Below are 15,497 nucleotides of genomic sequence, written 5' to 3'. Positions count from 1 at the left end.
ATAAAAACGACAGCACTACCGCCAGACCCAAACAGCGCCCGACGATGACCGATATCGCCCAAAAAATTGGCGTGTCGCAATCCACGGTCTCGTTGGTTCTCAACCAGATGACCGGCGCCAAGGTGGCGCAGGCGACCCGCGACAAAGTGTTTGCCGTTGCGGCCGAGCTTGGTTACGAGTTGCCGCGGCGCAAGACCCGCCTGCCTGCTGCGCCGCCTTCAGCCGGCGGGGCGCGTCGCAACATGGTGGTCTATATCGCCGATGAAATTTCCACATCGCCCCATCCGGCGCTGAGCATCGACGGCGCGCGTACCGCGGCTTGGGAGCACAACTGCCTGCTGTCGGTGCAGGTGACCGGCGGCGACCACGAGTTGGAGGACGCCATCGTGGAGGCGACTTTGGGCAATCCGGCGGTCTTGGGTGTGGTGTACGCCACGATCTTCACGCGCGAGGTTGAGCTGCCGCGCGCATTGCAGACCGGACCCCTGGCGTGCGTCCTGCTGAACTGCACGACTCGCCTGCGCCGCCGGTCCAGCGTGGTTCCCGGCGAAGTGGGCGGCGGATTCGCGGGAGCCGAGCACCTGATCGCAAGCGGCCATACCCGGATCGGCTTTATCAACGGTGAACCCTGGATGGATGCAGCGCGCGATCGCCTGCGTGGCTACCGCCAAGCGCTGGCCACGGCCGACCTGCCATTCGACCCCGATTTGGTGCGCGACGGCGACTGGATGAGCGGCTCCGGCTTCGAGCACGCCACCGCGCTGATGCAGCTCAAGCGCCCGCCGACGGCCATTTTCTGCGCCAACGATCCGATGGCGCTGGGTGCGCTGGAGGCCATCAAAGCCTTGGGTTTGGCGGTGCCGGGCGATGTGTCGGTGCTCGGTTACGACGACCAGGAGGCCGCCAGTCACGCGCACCCACCGCTGACCACGGTGCTGCTTCCGAACTTCGCGATGGGTCAGTGGGCGGTCGAGCGGCTGATCGAGGAAGCCAACGGGACCGATGGCGCTGCCGGATTGCGGCATATCAAGATGGACTGTCCGTTGGTCCAGCGCCAGTCAGTCTCCGAACGCGGAGATTCATAACTAAGTGATTTCCCTTGTTTATTATTAATATTCAATGAGTAAACTTGGCTGAATCCGGAAATATGAGCCGGCCGGTTGTGGGGACGGTTCCCCCCTTTTGTCCCTTTTGTTTATCTCACTGGAGTCGTCATGCGTTTCGCTTCGTTGACCGCAATTGCTTTGGCCGCCACTTTCGGAGTCTCCGCTTACGCCGAATTGCCCAAGTTGAAGCAGAAGGACACCTACAAGGTCGGCTTTGCCCAGACCGAAAGCAACAATCCCTGGCGCATTGCGGAGAGCAAGTCGATGCAGGATGTAGCCAAGACCTGCGGCTGGAACCTTGTCTACACCGATGCGGCCGGCTCGGCGGCCAAACAGGTGGCCGACGTGGAAAGCATGATCGCCCAGAAGGTGGATTTGATCGTGCTCGCCCCGCGCGAGGAAAAGCCACTGATCCCCGCTGTGAGGAAGGCGAAGAAGGCAGGCATCCCGGTGATCCTGATCGACCGCGATGTCGATCCCAAGCTCGCCAAGGTAGGCGTCGACTATGTCACGTTCATCGGTTCCGACTTCGTCGACCAGGGCCGCCGCGCCGCGGAATGGTTGGTCAAGGCGTCGAAGGGCCAAGGGAAGATCGTCGAGCTTGAAGGTTCCACCGGCTCATCGCCGGCCAACAACCGCAAGAAGGGCTTCGACGACGTGATCGCCAAAAACACGGGGCTGAAGATTGTCGCTTCCCAGTCCGGTGATTTTTCCCGGGACAAGGGCCGCCAGGTGATGCAGACCCTGCTCCAGGCCCATCCGGACGTCACCGCCGTCTACGCGCACAACGACGAGATGGCCATCGGTGCGATTTCGGCGCTCGAAGCGGCCGGCAAGAAGCCGGGTCAGGATGTGGTGGTGGTGTCGATCGACGGCACCCGGGACGCGCTGACTGCGATCGCGTCCGGCAAGATGGGCGCCACCGTCCAGTCCAGCCCGTTCTTCGGCCCCATCGCTTGTGAGACCGCAAGGAAGTACGCCAGGGGCGAAAAAATTCCGGGCTGGGTCAAGGTGGAAGACAAGTTCTACGACAAGAGCAACGCTCAAGCCAACATGGCCGACGGCTACTGATCGATCATTTCTAGTGAGCATGAACGCCCCCCGGACGCCGCTGCTGGAGATGCGCGGCATCGATAAGGCCTTCGGCGGCGTGCCGGCTCTGCGCCAGAGCCGGCTGTGCGTAGGCCGTGGCGAGGTGCATGCCCTGATAGGACAGAACGGCGCCGGCAAGTCCACGCTGATCAAGATCCTGACAGGTGCCTACGCGCGCGACGCCGGGACCATCGTGTTCGATGGCAAGGGGGTCGATTTCAAAGTTCCCATTGCGGCGCAGCGCGCTGGATTGAGCACGATCTACCAGGAGCTCAATCTGGTGCCGCAACGCTCGGTCGCCGAAAACATTTTTCTCGGTCGCGAGCCCACCCGCTTCGGCCTGATCGATTGGCGCCATGTGGAAGTCGAGAGTGCACGCATCCTGGCGGGCTTTGGCATGTCGGTCGATGTCAGCCGGCCGCTGCGGTCGTGCAACACCGCCACCCAGCAGATGACGGCCATTGCCCGCGCCGTCAGCATGCGCGCCAAGCTGGTCATCATGGACGAGCCCACCTCGTCGCTGGACGAAACCGAGGTGAGCACCTTGTTTGGCGTGATCCGAAAACTCAAGGCCGATGGCGTTTCGGTCGTGTTCGTCAGCCACCGGCTGGATGAGCTCTACGCCGTGTGCGACCGCATCACCGTCATGCGTGATGGACAGACAGTGGCCGAGCGCGAGATGGCGGGCTTTCCAAAGCTGGATCTGGTCGCCGCCATGCTTGGCAAAGAGCTGTCGGTGTTGCAGGGCACGCGCCGAGCCGGTCCCGATGCATCGATGCCTGAGGTGCTGGGCGTCCAGCACTTGCGCAGCGGCACGCGTGTGAAGGATGCCAGTGTCACCGTGCGGCGCGGCGAGATTGTTGGCTTGGGGGGGCTACTCGGCTCGGGCCGCACCGAGCTCGCGCGCGCGGTGTTCGGCGCCGATGCGGTCGATGCGGGGCAGATCCGAATCAAGGGCAAGCTGGTCAAGCTGGACGAGCCGGCCGACGCCATTGCCCGCGGCGTGGCCTTCTTGTCGGAAGACCGCAAGACCGAGGGCATCATCGCCGACCTGTCGATCCGCGAAAACCTTTGCCTTGTTCTGTCGCCCCGCCTGGCGCGACTGGGCATCGTTGATAACCGCAAGCAGCACGAGATCACGGAAGAATTCATCCGCAAGCTGGGCATCCGCTGCGCTGGGCCGGACCAGCCGATTCGGGAATTATCTGGCGGCAATCAGCAAAAGGTGCTGCTGGCGCGTTGGCTGGCCGCCGGCATCGATCTGCTGCTGCTGGACGAGCCCACGCGAGGCATCGACGTCGGCGCCAAGGCTGAGATCCTCGAACTGATTCGCGGGCTGGCCGATTCGCAAGGGCTGTCGGTCTTGATCATTGCCAGCGAACTGGAAGAACTCGTCGCTGCCAGCGACCGCGTGGCGGTGCTGCGCGATGGCCACACAGTGGCCGAGCTGACCGGCGACGACATCAACGAAAGTGCCGTGATGGCAGCGATGGCCAACGGAACGGCTAACGCGGCTGCGCCGGCGCAGGCGGGAATTCAGGAGGTGGCACATGGCTGAATCGGCACCCGCAACAGCCCCGCTGGCTACGAACGGCGCCGAGCGTCGCGGCCGGGCCTGGTTGAAGGGTGGGCGCACCCTGATTGCGCTGGTGGCGCTGCTTGCGTTCAACGCACTGTTCACACGCGACTTCCTGACACTGCAAACCCTGACCATCAATCTCTCGCAGGTGGCGCAGGTTGTCGTGGTGGCGATGGGCATGGCACTGGTGATCGCCACCGCAGGTATCGACCTCTCGGTGGGCGCCGTAGCGGCGTTCGCGGGCACGCTGGCCGCAGTTCTGCTGACCCAAGACTCGGGCGCACTCGCGCAGCCCGGCGTGGCACTGCTGGCGGCACTTACATTGCCTTTGCTGGCTGCGGCGTCGTTCGGCGGAATGAACGGTCTGCTGATCACACGTTACGGGGTGCAACCCATCGTGGCCACCCTGGTGTTATTCATCGCCGGCCGCGGCCTCGCAGAAATGCTCACGAACAGTAACCTGCGGACCTTTGCGCCCGAGCGGCTGGAATGGCTGCGCAGCAATCTGCTCGGCCTGCCGACCCAGGCTTGGGTGATGGCGGCAGTGGTCGCTGTCACGGCCTGGGTGGTGCGCCGAACGCTGTTCGCGCGTCGCTTGTTGGCCGTGGGGGGCAATCCGCGGGCAGCGCATCTTGCCGGCGTGCCGGTGGCCCGCGTGAAGCTGATCGCCTATGGTGCCTGCGCAGCGTTGGCCGGACTGGCTGGCCTGATGAACGTAGCCATGATTTCGGCCGCCGACCCCGCCAAGATCGGTCTGAACATCGAGCTGGACGCCATTGCGGCGGTGGCCGTCGGCGGCACGCTGCTTTCCGGCGGAAGGGTCGACATCTTCGGCACGCTGCTGGGAGCACTGACCATCCAATTACTCGACTACACCCTGCTTGCTCACGGGGTGGCCGATGAGTACGCACTGATCGCCAAGGCGACGATCATCCTGTTGGCAGTGATTCTGCAGCGGCGCGGCAAGTAGACGCCGGACGATCGAGAACTCACGATGAATTTGCAGTCTTCCAGCAGCACGTCACAAGAGGGAGCCTGTGTGTCGCCCGTTGCAAGGCCGACACAGGAGCCCTCCGTCTGGAAGCGACGCATCCAGTCGCAGGGTGCGCTGGCAGCCTTGGCGTTGCTCCTTCTGTTCGGCGGTCTTCGCTACGACGAATTTCTGGGGACACAGAACATCGCGTTCTTGTCGGCCAGCACGTCCAAGTTCGGCCTGATCGCCATCGGCATGGCATTTGTGATCATGAGCGGCGGCATCGATCTATCGGTGGGAACGGTGGCGGTGCTGGCGAGCGTGGTCGCTGCCCAACTGTCACACCACGGTGTCATACCGGCGATGGTGGGCGGCGTGGCCGCAGGCTTGCTGGCGGGCCTGTTCAACGGCATCGCGATTGCACGATTCAAGCTGATGCCTTTCGTCGTCACGCTGTGCACCTTCATTGCGGCGCGCGGCTTGGCTTTGGCCATCTCCAATCGAGAAACCGTCGCCATCAGTTATGAGACCGGCTTTGACCAGTTGGCAGACGGCGTGCTGCTGGGTGTGCCAGTGCCCGTGTGGATTGCCGGTCTGGCCTTCGCTCTGGGCGCGTTGGCCTTGCGTTTTTCGCGGTTCGGCCGCGGTGTGCTGGCGGTCGGTGGCAACGAGGAAGCCGCGCGTCTGATGGGCTTGCCGGTAGAGCGGATCAAGGTCTCGGTCTACGCACTGTCGGGTGCCTTGGCCGGCTTGGCCGGCGTCCTGTTGGCCGCGCAAACCTCGGGTTCCCCGACCGAAGGCGCGGGCTGGGAGTTGATTGCCATTGCAGCAGTGGTCGTCGGCGGCACGCTGCTCACCGGCGGCGAAGGTTCGATCCTCAACACTCTCACCGGCGTACTGCTACTGGCCGTGATCCTGAACATGATCAATTTCGAAAACGGCTACACCGACGGGCCGCACCTGACGCTGGGTTCTTACTGGCAGACCATCGTGCGCGGGGCGTTTCTGCTGGCCGTGGTGGTGCTGCAGGCCAAGCTGACGCGGCGCGGGGCCGCAGTGCACTGAACGACTTCATCTCTCTTCGCATGATTGAAACCCATTACCCCAGCGTAGTGTCGCGTCACCGATCATCTGTCGGTCTGCGCTGGCCATCGAAGCGCATCGCGGCGTTGCATCGCTGGCCAATACAGCTCGGTATGGGCTGCGCGATGCGCCTTGCGCTGCGCTCCGATGGCTGCGCGCAGCCTGCGACATCTGATCGGTGACACGACACTAGAAGTCGCATCTCCCGCCGGGGACGTCCGCTGCTGGTGCCAGTGAACGACGACATATAAAAAATCCTCTTCGGAAAGCCTAAAATACAAAAAAAACATGGCTCCCTACAGATTTTTCGAGGTGATCGATGGTCGGGTACGAATTCTTGCTGTCAAAGATCCCGTTGCGCATGCCGGAACTGGACAAGCCCGCCCGGATCAAGCCAGTGACCCGTGTGGAGGAGATGGCCGACCTGATCGCGATACCCAAGGCGATCGCGCCCGCCACCGACTCCATTCTCCCGCACCTGCTCTTCGCGCTGAAGCACGAGTCGGTGAAATTGGCAATCCTGCATGAGGCGCTGCGGCTGCTGCCGGCCCAGGACATCGTCGACGCCATCGTCGACGCGCCGGCGGGCGCCTACGTGCGCCGCGCGGCCTACCTATGGGAAAAGGTCCATGGCGTCGAACTGGATCTGCCGCTGGCGGGGCCTGCGGGCAACTATGTCGACTTCTTCGATTCGAAGGTGTACTTCACCGGCCAGGTCTGGGAGCGCAGCCAGAAGTACCGGATCAATTTCAACGGCATCGGGCCCTACGAGTTCTGTCCAGTCGTTCGGCGCGATGACGAGCTCGAGCAGGAGGGCGAGTCCATCCTGCGCTCGTTGCGCGAATGGGCGACGGCGCCGGAGAACGAGCCGCTGATGGACCGGGTGATGGACTGGGCCTACCTCAGCGAGACCCGCGACTCCTATGCCATAGAGAACGAAGTGCCGAGCCCGGAGAAGGAAAAGGCGTTTCTGCAGGCGATGGCGCATCTTCGCGACCGCGCGCCGCTGACGGAAGGCTACCTGGTCGGACTGCAGAACGCCGTCATCAGCTCGCCTCTGCGGGCAGAGAGGGGCTTGCGCGGTACCCAGAACTGGCTGCAGCGTGGCGGGCGCGGCGCGTTGGCCGTCCGCTATGTTCCACCTTCGCCGGAGCACATGCTGCCCTTGATCGACGGGCTGATGCGCATGGCGAACGCCAAGGACGACGTTCCTCCGCTGATCAAGGCGGCGCTGGTGAGTTTCGGCTTCGTCTTCGTCCACCCCTTCATGGACGGCAATGGCCGGCTCTCGCGGCTGCTGGCGCACCACTGCCTGCACATGAAGGGGGCGCTGCCGGACGTGAAGGGCAGCCCGGCCATCCTGCCGCTGTCGGTGGCCATGAAGCAAGAGGAGCGGAGGTACCTGGCTGCGTTGGAGCGCTTCAGCACACCGGCGCGTGCGCTGTGGGACGTGCAGTTCATCGGCGACGGAGACTTCGTCTTCGACTTCCGCTCTACGCCGATGGTCTATGCCCACTGGTCGGGGGCCCATGCCGCGGCCTTCGTGACCCGATGCGCGCGTGTCGCATTGCAGCAGTCCCTTGTCGATGAGGCGCAGTACCTTCAGGCCTACGATCTGGCCTATGAGCGTATCGACAAGCAGTTCGACCTGCCGAACCGGACGATCAATCTGCTGATCCAATGGATCCACCGGAACAACAACAGAATGCCGGAGCAGCGCAAGACGGCCAAAGAAGTGGCCTATGTCCTCTCCGCAAAGGAGCTGAGCCGGATCGAGGCCATCGTCGCGCAGGCCTTTGCGTCCCATGAAGGAGGCCCTGCCCAGGAAGAGCACTGAGCCTGGATGCGTCCTCGCCGGCGTGCGCTTGGGGGAAGAAGTGGTGCTTGCAGCCGGATGTTCGCAACGGCAGTTGCCCCCGCAATGCGTTGTAGCCGCCCATGGGCTTGACTACCACTAGTGTCGCGTCACCGATCATCTGTCGGTCCGCGCTGGCCATCGAAGCGCATCGCGGCGTTGCATCGCTTGCCAATACAGCTCGGTATGGGCTGCGCGATGCGCCTTGCGCTGCGCTCCGATGGCTGCGCGCAGCCTACGACATCTGATCGGTGACGCGACACTAGCTCCATTGCAGGCGCGGCAGCGCCCAGGCCGGCGCGGGCGCGCCATGGGCAGCGGGCAGCGCGAGCAGGCGTTGCAGTTCGGCAGCGCGGTTCGCGGCGCCGGCGCGCTCGAAGTCCTGCGCATGCAGGCCGCCGGCGACAAAGCAGGTGGCCAGCCCGGCGCGGCTGCCGCCGAGCAGGTCATGCTCGATCGAGTCGCCGAGCGCGCAGATGCGCTCGGCGCCGAGACCGGCCAGCCGCTCGCGGCAGGCGGCGTAAATCAGCGGATACGGCTTGCCCACCCAGACCACCATGCCGCCCATTTGTTCGTAATGCGCGGCCACGCTGCCACTGCCGGGGGCTATGCCATGCAGCGTCAGGCGCTGCCGGTCGGGGTTGGCGCAGACCAGCGGCAGGCGGCGCGCTGCGGCCGCGTCGAGCAGCGCTTGCAGGCTGGCCGGCTGCATGCCGTCGGCCAGGCTGGCCAGCAGGATGAAGTCGGCCTGCTCGACGCTATCGACGGCATCGAGCGCCAGCGCGTCGATCAGCGGCCGGTCCTGCCCGGGGTCGAGCAGCAGCACGCGCCGGCCCAGCGTGGCCCAGGGCGCGCGGTCGCGGCGCGCGAGCATCTGCCGGCATAGTTCGCCGGAACTGATGAGGTCGTCGTACAGCCCGGGCGTGATGCCAAAGCCTGCCAGCCGCTGGCGGTTGTACGCGGCGCGCTTGCCGGAGTTGCTCAGCACCAGCACGCGCTTGGCATGGGCGCGCAGTTGGCGCAGCGCGTCGGCAACGCCGGGGTATGGCGCCTGGCCGTCATGGAGCACGCCGAACTGGTCGAGCACGAAGCCGTCGAAATGCGGGGCCAGTTCCGCCAAGCCTGCGGCCCAGCGCGTCATGCCGGCGCTCCCCGGCGCGCCGGCGCCGCATCGTCGCGCGCCCGCCGCGCCCGATCTTCATCTCCACGCGCCGACTGCGCCGGCGGCTCGGCCTGCCCACACGCGCGCCGCGCCATGGCCTCACGCGCCAGCCGCGCCGCGCCGCAGGCCGCTTGTTCATGCGCCGGCGTGGCCATGGCGCAACCGAGCCTGCGCGCGCGCAGGCGGCTCCAGGCGCTGTTGCCAGCGCCGCCGCCGACCGTGAACAGCCGCTGCGGGTACGGTGCGCCCAGTTCGGCGATGCGCTCGAAAGCCATGCGTTCGACATCGGCCACGCCTTCGAGCAGCGCCTGGAAAAACACCGCGTCGTCCGCCGGGCGCGGTGTGGTGCGCGAAGGCCAGTGCGGGTCGTGCACCGGAAACCTTTCGCCGGGCGCGGGCAACGGGTAGTAGCCCAGGCCGGTGGGTTCGTCGGGCCGCAGCCGGGGGGTCAGCTGCGCCATCTGCTCGGCGCTGAAATGCCGCAGCAATGCGCCGCCGCCGCTGTTGGAGGCGCCGCCGGCGAGCCACAGGTCGCCCAGGCGGTGGCTGTAGATGCCGTAGGCCGGCGCAAAGACCGGCGCGCTGCTCAGCACCTTGACCACCAGCGTGGTGCCGAGCGAGGTGACGGCGTCGCCCGGGTGCTGCGCGCCGGTGGCCAAAAAGGCGGCCACGCCGTCGGTGGTGCCGGCGACGATGCACGCCTGCGGCGGCAGGCCGAAAGCGGCGGCCAGTTGCGGCGCCACTGGGCCTATCGGCGTGCCCGGGCGCTGCACGCGCGGCAGCCAGTCGCGGCGCACGCCGAGCGCGTCCATCCAGTCGGGCCAGGTTTCGCTGACCGGATCGAAGCCGAGTTTCAGCGCGTTGTGCGTGTCGCTGGCGCCGAAGCGGCCGGCCAGCCGGCCGGCGATCCAGTCGGCCTGGTGCAGCACCCGCGCAGCCCGGGGATGGAGGTGCTGCAACCGCAGCATGCGCGCCAGCGGGGAACTGCCGCCCTGCGCGGCCGATTCGGCCGGCGCATGGCGTTGCAGCAGCCGGGCTTCGTCGGCGCAACTGGCGTCGTGGTACATCCAGCCGTCGGAAACCGGTTGGCCGCCGGCATCGGTGGCCAGCAGCGTGCCCGAGGTGCCATCCACCGCCAGCGCTTGCACGCGGCGCGCAGCGACTTGCGCGAACAAGGCGGCCAGCGCCGTGTGCACCGCCGTCCACCACAGCGCGGGCGATTGCCGCCGCGCTGCGCCGTCCGAGCGCGGCGGCTCCAGCGGCGCGCTGCCCTGGCCCTGCTGCCTGCCGGCGGCGTCGATGGCCACTGCGCGCACGCCCGAGGTGCCGATGTCGATGCCGACGAACAGCGCTGCGCCGGTGTCGGCCACGGGATCGGCCACGGGGGCGTTCACGGGATCGGTCACGGGGTTCACGGGGTGACCGGCGGGCTGGTTCACGGGGCGGTCGACGCGGTGGTTCACGCGGCGGCTGAGGGGGCAGTTTGGGCGTTGACGCCGTAGGACTTGAACTTTTCCAGCACCCGGTCCATTTCCTGCGCCTCCAGGATCACCGGCGTGCCGGTGGCGCGCGCCAGCAGATATTGGTGCGCCAGCGTCTCGACCTCGATGGCCAGCGCGAATGCGCGCCGCAGGTCGGCGCCGAAGGCGATCATCCCGTGGTTGGCCAGCAGGCAGGCGCGGCGGCCTTCGAGCGCGGCCAGCGCGTGCTGCGACAACTCCTCGGTGCCGTAGGTGGCATAGCGCGCGCAGCGGATGTCATGCCCGCCGGCGGCGGCCACCATGTAGTGAAAGGCCGGTATCGCCAGGCGCTGCACGGCCAGCGCGGTGGCATGTGTCGGGTGGGCATGGACGATGGCGCCGGCCTCGGGCCGGGCGACGTAGATGTCGCGGTGAAAGCGCCATTCCGAACTGGGCTTGAGCGGCCCGCTCCAGCGCCCGTCCAGGTCCATCCAGACCAGCGACTCGGGGCGCAGATCGGCATAGTCCACGCCGCTCGGGCTGATCAGCAGGCCGGCGCTGGCGCCTTGCGCGCAGCGCGCGCTGATATTGCCCGACGTGCCGGCGGACAAGCCGGCGCCAGACAGCCGCTGGCAGTGCTGCACGATGGCGGCGCGCAGCCGGTTCTCGTCGGTAGATGACGTGGGTGGCGTGGATGTCATGGATGTCATGGATATATGTCCTGTGGTTCAGCGGGTGGCGGGTGTTCCGGCAGCGGGCGCTGCCGGGGTCGGTGGCTGGCTGTGCAGGGCCTGCAACGCGGCGCGCTCGCGCTGGATCAGCCGCTCATACGCATGCAACTCGGCCTGCTCGCGCTGCGCCGACCAGCCCAGATGCGGCGCGATCAGTTCGGCGACGAACGGCGCCAGGGCCAGCGCGCCGTCGGCCAGTTCGATCGACAGGTGGGTGCGCCGCACCAGCACGTCGATCAATGTCTGCGCGCCTTCGGCCTGCACCGCATAGACCAGTTCGGCGGCCAGGTACTGCGCGGCGCCCGGCAGCGCGCGCGCCAGCTCGGGCTGCGCTTCGGTCAGCGCCAGCAGGTCGCGCACGCGGTCGCCGTGGCGTTGCAGCAGCAGCCCGGCAGCGGCGGGCGTGATGCGCAGGCGCTGCGCCAGCGCCGCGCCGCTGTCGCGCACGGCGGCCCATTGCCCGGCGCCCACCAGCGGCAAGGTGGCGGTGCCCGAGGGCCGGCTGACGCCCAGCGGCCGCACTGCGGCATCGACTGCGTCGCGGGCCATGCGGCGGTAGGTGGTGTATTTGCCGCCGACGATGGTGGTCAGCCCCGGCGGGCCGGCGATCACCGCGTGGTCGCGCGACAGCGCGCTGGTGCTGTCGGCGTTGTCGCCCACCGGCTTGAGCAGCGGCCGCAGGCCGGCGTAGACGCCGAGCACGTCGGCGCGGCCGACCTTGCGCGCCAGGTAGCGGTTCAGGTTGTCCAGCAGGTAATCGACATCGGCGGCTTCGGCCACCGGCTGCGCTTTGCCGCCGCTCCACAGCGAGTCGGTGGTGCCCACCAGCCAGTAGCCGTACCAGCGCCGGGCGATGATCACCGAGTCGGTGGCGCGCGCCAGGATGCCGCTGTCCGACTGCAGCGCTTCGGGCCGCAGCAGCAGATGCACGCCCTTGGCCGGCTGCACGCTGAAGCTGTTGGCGCCGGCGAGCTGTTGCACTTCGTCGGCCCAGATGCCGGTGGCGTTGATCACCGCGCGCGCGCCGATGCGGTGCTGGCTGCCGCTCCAGGTGTCGCGCAGCACGACGCCGGCCACCTGGGCGCCGTCCTTGATGAATTCGACCACCGGCGCGCGCGTCACGACCTTGACGCCATGGCCTGCGGCGCTGCGCACCACGGCCAAGGTGTGGCGCGCATCGTCCATCAGCGCGTCGTAATACTGTATGCCGCCGACCACGCGCTGCGCGTCGATCGAGGCGATGCATGCCTTGAGCCCCTTGCGGCTGAAATGACGCTGGCGCGGCATGGCCCCGCCCTTGAGGCCGAACAGGTCGTACAGCAGCACGCCCGCGCCGACATAGGGGCGCTCCCACCACGGGTGCGTCAGCGGGTAGACGAACGCCTCGGGCCGCGCCATGTGCGGGCACAGGGTCTTGACCATCAGGTCGCGCTCCGCGATCGCATGCGCGACCAGCCGGAAGTTCAGTTGCTCCAGGTAGCGCAGGCCGCCGTGGAAGGTCTTGCCCGAGCGCGAGGAGGTGCCCACGGCAATGTCGCCCGCCTCCACCAGCAGCACCGCCAGGCCGCGCGTGGCGGCATCGAGCGCCGCGCCGGCCCCGGTGACGCCGGCGCCGATCACCACCAGGTCGACCGGCGCGGCGCTGGCTGCGGCCAGATCGCGGCTGCGCTGGGCGGGGTTCAGCCAGGTCGGGTCGGCGGCTTCTTCGGCGCCGGGCGCGCGCGGGCGAACAGGCTCGGTCATGGCGCTTTTTCGGCAGGTGGCGCTGGCGTCTCTCGACAGGGGTCAGCAGGGGTTGGCAAAGGCCTGGCCTTGCAGGTAGCGGCGGACTTCTTCGGCGCACAGGCCGGCGGCGTACCTGACGGTCTTGATCGACGCGCCGGCGATATGCGGTGTCAGCGTCACGTTCGGGTGGCGCAGCAGCGGGTCGGCAGGGTCGCAAGGCTCGACGCCGAAGGTCTCCAGCGCGGCGCCGCGCAGCCGCCCGCTTTGCAGCGCGGCGTACAGCGCGGCGTAGTCGACCATCGGGCCGCGCGCGGTGTTGATGAAATGAGCGCCGTCCTTCATTTGCGCGAACGCGGCGGCGTCGATGAAGCCGGTGGTCTCGGGCGTCACGCGCGCGTGCAGCGACACCACGTCGGACTGCGCCAGCAAGGCGGCCAGGCCGACCTGCGCGACGCCTGCGGCGCGGTCGGCGGCGTCCAGTTGCGCATACGGGTCGCTGACCAGGATGCGGCAGCCAAAGGGCCGCAGCAGCTTGGTGACACGGCTGCCGATATGGCCGTAGCCGATCAGGCCCACGCTCTGGTTGCACAGTTCTTCGCCGGTGCGGTCGGCGCGGTACAGGTCGCCGCGCCACTGGCCGCGCATCAGCGCCACATGGCCCAGGGTGATGAGCCGCGTCTGCGCCAGGATCATGCCGATGGTGAACTCGGCCACCGCGCTGGCATTGCGGCCCGGCGCGTTGACCACTTGCACGCCGCGCCGCCGCGCGGCCTGCATGTCGATGTTGACCGGCCCGCCGCGCGACACGGCCACCAGTTTCAACTGCGCGCAGCGCTGCAACATGCCGTCGGTGACCGGCGCGAGATGGTTCACCAGCACCTCGGCGTCAGCGATGAAGGCGGCCATCGCGCCGGGCGCGCCCATGTATTCCTTGAGGCCCTGCAACTGCGGGTCGCCGGCATCGGCGCCGTAGCCATGCGCCATCGGCGTGTCGGGCCAGTCGAGCTCCAGCGTGCGGATGTCCAGCGCCGTTTGCGGCAGCGCGGCCTGTAGCGCCTCGGTGAAGTAGCGCGCTTTCATGAACTGGTCGCCGATCACGGCCACTTTGAGTGCTCTCATGCGATGCTTTCTTTGCTTGGTGATGCGCTCCATGCGCGGCTGCGCAGCGCGCCCAATGCGGCCCAGATCGGGCGGTTGCTGGCGGCGGCCTGCCGGTACAGCGCAAACAGCTCGTCGTACAGCGCGACTTCGGCCGGATCGGGCATGGTGCAGTGCTCGTCGAGGCAGGATTCGGTCCAGTCCGGCAGCGCGGCGCGCAGGCTGGCGTAGTGGCCCATGGCCACGCTGGCCACCATGGCCGCGCCGGCCGCGCCGCATTCCTGGCGCTGGCTGACGCGCACCGGCCGGCCGGTGACGCTGGCCAGCAGTTGCCGCAGCGCAGGGCTGCGCGCCGCGCCGCCGAGCAGGCGGATCTCCTCGGGCAGCGGGCCGCCCAGCGCCGCATAGCAGTCGCGCGCGGCCAGCGCAATGCCCTCGAACACCGCGCGCGCCAGCCCGGGCAGGCCGAGGCCGGCGCTGAAGCCGCTCAGTTGCGCCCGCGCGGTGACATCGACGAAGGGGCCGCGTTCGCCGCTCTCGGCCACATAGGGGTGGTAGATCGCCTGGCCCGGCGCGGCGGCCAGCACCGCTGCGTCGAGCCGCTCCAGCAGCCGGGCGCCCGGCGGCGCGGCGCCACCGGCCAGTTCCACGGCCTGGGCCAGCAAGCCCAGCAGCCAGTCGATGTTGAGCGTGGCCGCCATGTGCGACATCAGTTGCATGCGCACCGCCGGCAGCGGCATCAGCATGATGTAGCCGGACTGGGCATTCGGCCGCAGGCCCTGTGTGCCTTCGCTGGCCCAGCCGTGCATGCCGGTGCTGCCCAGCACCGAGCAGCCGACGCGGCGCAGGCCCGCCGGCCCGTAGGCCACGCCGCCGCCGCCGAGCAAGGTGGCGGGCACGTCCATCGGCGCCAGCACCACCGGCGTGCCCTCGCGCAAGCCGGTGGCCTGCGCCGCAGCGCGCAACAGCGGCGCCCGGGCTTGGCCCGGCTCGACGATGGGGGGCAGCAGCCGCTTGAGCGACGACAGTCCGAGCAAGGCCAGCACCTCGTCGTCATAGGCGCCGCTGTGGTAGTTGCCGAAGGTAAAGACGCTCTCGGCATGGCAGGTGCTGCGCTCGCCGGTGGCTTTGAAGTACAGCCAGTCCTTGCAATGCAGCGCGGTGCTGGCCTGCGCCAGGCGCTCGGGCTGGTGGCTGCGCAGCCACAGCAGTTGGCCGCTTTGCATCGACGGCACCAGCGCCGCGCCGGTGCGTTGCGTGATCGACTCTGCGGCCGGGCTGGCGCGCAGTGCGCCAATGGCGCTGGCGGCGCGCGCGTCCAGCCACAGCATCGCAGGCCCTACCGGCTGGCCTGCGGCATCGATCAGCCAGGTGCCGTCGCCCTGCGCCGTGGCGGCCAGCGCCACGGTGCGCGCGGCCAGGTTCGGCAGCCGTTGCGCCAGCGCTTGCAGCGTGGCGGCGGTGTCGTGCCAGGTGCGCTCCATGTCCTGCTCGGCCGCGCCATGCGCGCCAAACAGCACTTGGTTCGGGGTGCTGGCGGCGGCGATTTGCCGGCCTGCGAGGTCGAAAGCCACGGCCTTGATGACCGAGGTGCCGGCGTCGATGCCGATGATCAGGTCCTGGTGCATGGTGC

At 67.9% G+C, this 15,497-nt stretch carries 12 protein-coding genes and 2 pseudogenes; 6 read left to right on the top strand and 8 right to left on the bottom strand.

Annotated features, from left to right (window positions below):
* The first annotated feature begins 44 nt into the window (after positions 1-44).
* From VEIS_RS09925 to VEIS_RS09905, 5 genes are all read left to right on the top strand, one after another.
* The gene (locus VEIS_RS09925) at positions 45-1,085 is read left to right on the top strand and encodes a LacI family DNA-binding transcriptional regulator (protein ID WP_011809785.1); all 1,041 of its coding nucleotides are present in this window, start codon (positions 45-47) and stop codon (positions 1,083-1,085) included.
* Between the two features lie 129 nt (positions 1,086-1,214).
* Complete coding sequence (locus VEIS_RS09920) at positions 1,215-2,177, top strand: ABC transporter substrate-binding protein (protein ID WP_011809784.1); 963 nt, start codon at positions 1,215-1,217, stop codon at positions 2,175-2,177.
* A gap of 49 nt (positions 2,178-2,226) precedes the next feature.
* Positions 2,227-3,756 (top strand): sugar ABC transporter ATP-binding protein, encoded by a 1,530-nt coding sequence (locus VEIS_RS09915; protein WP_198137977.1) that lies wholly within the window; start codon positions 2,227-2,229, stop codon positions 3,754-3,756.
* Positions 3,749-4,747, top strand: a complete 999-nt coding sequence (locus VEIS_RS09910) for an ABC transporter permease (RefSeq protein WP_011809782.1) — start codon at positions 3,749-3,751, stop codon at positions 4,745-4,747. Before VEIS_RS09915 ends, VEIS_RS09910 begins: the two co-directional genes overlap by 8 nt.
* Positions 4,748-4,816: 69 nt before the next feature.
* Positions 4,817-5,815, top strand: coding sequence for an ABC transporter permease (locus VEIS_RS09905; protein ID WP_011809781.1), 999 nt, complete (start codon positions 4,817-4,819; stop codon positions 5,813-5,815).
* A gap of 45 nt (positions 5,816-5,860) precedes the next feature.
* Here the strand turns inward: VEIS_RS09905 and VEIS_RS31565 are convergent.
* Positions 5,861-6,029 (bottom strand): annotated as a pseudogene (locus tag VEIS_RS31565) (tripartite tricarboxylate transporter substrate binding protein); the annotation flags it as partial.
* A gap of 165 nt (positions 6,030-6,194) precedes the next feature.
* Here VEIS_RS31565 and VEIS_RS09900 point away from each other — a divergent pair.
* The gene (locus VEIS_RS09900) at positions 6,195-7,670 is read left to right on the top strand and encodes a Fic family protein (protein WP_232287890.1); all 1,476 of its coding nucleotides are present in this window, start codon (positions 6,195-6,197) and stop codon (positions 7,668-7,670) included.
* A 112-nt stretch (positions 7,671-7,782) separates the two neighbouring features.
* On the opposite strand, the pseudogene VEIS_RS31560 reads toward VEIS_RS09900, so the two are convergent.
* The 7 genes and pseudogenes from VEIS_RS31560 to VEIS_RS09870 form a co-directional block, all read right to left on the bottom strand.
* Positions 7,783-7,960, bottom strand: a pseudogene (locus tag VEIS_RS31560) (cysteine hydrolase); the annotation flags it as partial.
* Positions 7,951-8,829 (bottom strand): TIGR01459 family HAD-type hydrolase, encoded by an 879-nt coding sequence (locus VEIS_RS09895; protein WP_011809779.1) that lies wholly within the window; start codon positions 8,827-8,829, stop codon positions 7,951-7,953. The pseudogene VEIS_RS31560 and the gene VEIS_RS09895, both read right to left, overlap by 10 nt.
* The gene (locus VEIS_RS09890; RefSeq protein WP_232287889.1) at positions 8,826-10,313 is read right to left on the bottom strand and encodes an FGGY-family carbohydrate kinase; all 1,488 of its coding nucleotides are present in this window, start codon (positions 10,311-10,313) and stop codon (positions 8,826-8,828) included. The genes VEIS_RS09895 and VEIS_RS09890 overlap by 4 nt, the downstream gene beginning before the upstream one ends.
* Positions 10,310-11,020, bottom strand: coding sequence for a class II aldolase/adducin family protein (locus tag VEIS_RS09885; protein WP_011809777.1), 711 nt, complete (start codon positions 11,018-11,020; stop codon positions 10,310-10,312). The genes VEIS_RS09890 and VEIS_RS09885 overlap by 4 nt, the downstream gene beginning before the upstream one ends.
* Before the next feature lie 18 nt (positions 11,021-11,038).
* Positions 11,039-12,784 carry a glycerol-3-phosphate dehydrogenase/oxidase gene (locus tag VEIS_RS09880; RefSeq protein WP_011809776.1) on the bottom strand — a complete coding sequence of 582 codons (1,746 nt, stop codon included), beginning with the start codon at positions 12,782-12,784 and terminating at the stop codon, positions 11,039-11,041.
* Between the two features lie 42 nt (positions 12,785-12,826).
* Entirely contained in the window at positions 12,827-13,885 is a 1,059-nt protein-coding gene (locus VEIS_RS09875; RefSeq protein ID WP_011809775.1) for a 2-hydroxyacid dehydrogenase, read from the bottom strand.
* A complete protein-coding gene (locus VEIS_RS09870; RefSeq protein ID WP_011809774.1) occupies positions 13,882-15,492 on the bottom strand; it encodes an FGGY-family carbohydrate kinase in 1,611 nt (536 codons plus the stop codon). The genes VEIS_RS09875 and VEIS_RS09870 overlap by 4 nt, the downstream gene beginning before the upstream one ends.
* Positions 15,493-15,497: the final 5 nt, after the last annotated feature.

The sequence above is a fragment of the Verminephrobacter eiseniae EF01-2 genome, assembly GCF_000015565.1.
Taxonomy (GTDB): domain Bacteria; phylum Pseudomonadota; class Gammaproteobacteria; order Burkholderiales; family Burkholderiaceae_C; genus Acidovorax; species Acidovorax eiseniae.
Note: the sequence above shows the minus strand (reverse complement) of the source record. Positions and strands in the feature narration are given on the sequence as shown.

Excerpts from the sequence above, each read along its gene's own strand:
- VEIS_RS09885 (WP_011809777.1), bottom strand. The coding sequence starts at position 11,020 with ATGACATCCATGACATCCACGCCACCCACGTCATCTACCGACGAGAAC.
- VEIS_RS09895 (WP_011809779.1), bottom strand. The coding sequence starts at position 8,829 with ATGACGCGCTGGGCCGCAGGCTTGGCGGAACTGGCCCCGCATTTCGAC.
- VEIS_RS09915 (WP_198137977.1), top strand. The coding sequence starts at position 2,227 with ATGCGCGGCATCGATAAGGCCTTCGGCGGCGTGCCGGCTCTGCGCCAG.
- VEIS_RS09900 (WP_232287890.1), top strand. The coding sequence starts at position 6,195 with ATGCCGGAACTGGACAAGCCCGCCCGGATCAAGCCAGTGACCCGTGTG.
- VEIS_RS09920 (WP_011809784.1), top strand. The coding sequence starts at position 1,215 with ATGCGTTTCGCTTCGTTGACCGCAATTGCTTTGGCCGCCACTTTCGGA.
- VEIS_RS09910 (WP_011809782.1), top strand. The coding sequence starts at position 3,749 with ATGGCTGAATCGGCACCCGCAACAGCCCCGCTGGCTACGAACGGCGCC.
- VEIS_RS09870 (WP_011809774.1), bottom strand. The coding sequence starts at position 15,492 with ATGCACCAGGACCTGATCATCGGCATCGACGCCGGCACCTCGGTCATC.
- VEIS_RS09925 (WP_011809785.1), top strand. The coding sequence starts at position 45 with ATGACCGATATCGCCCAAAAAATTGGCGTGTCGCAATCCACGGTCTCG.
- VEIS_RS09875 (WP_011809775.1), bottom strand. The coding sequence starts at position 13,885 with ATGAGAGCACTCAAAGTGGCCGTGATCGGCGACCAGTTCATGAAAGCG.
- VEIS_RS09880 (WP_011809776.1), bottom strand. The coding sequence starts at position 12,784 with ATGACCGAGCCTGTTCGCCCGCGCGCGCCCGGCGCCGAAGAAGCCGCC.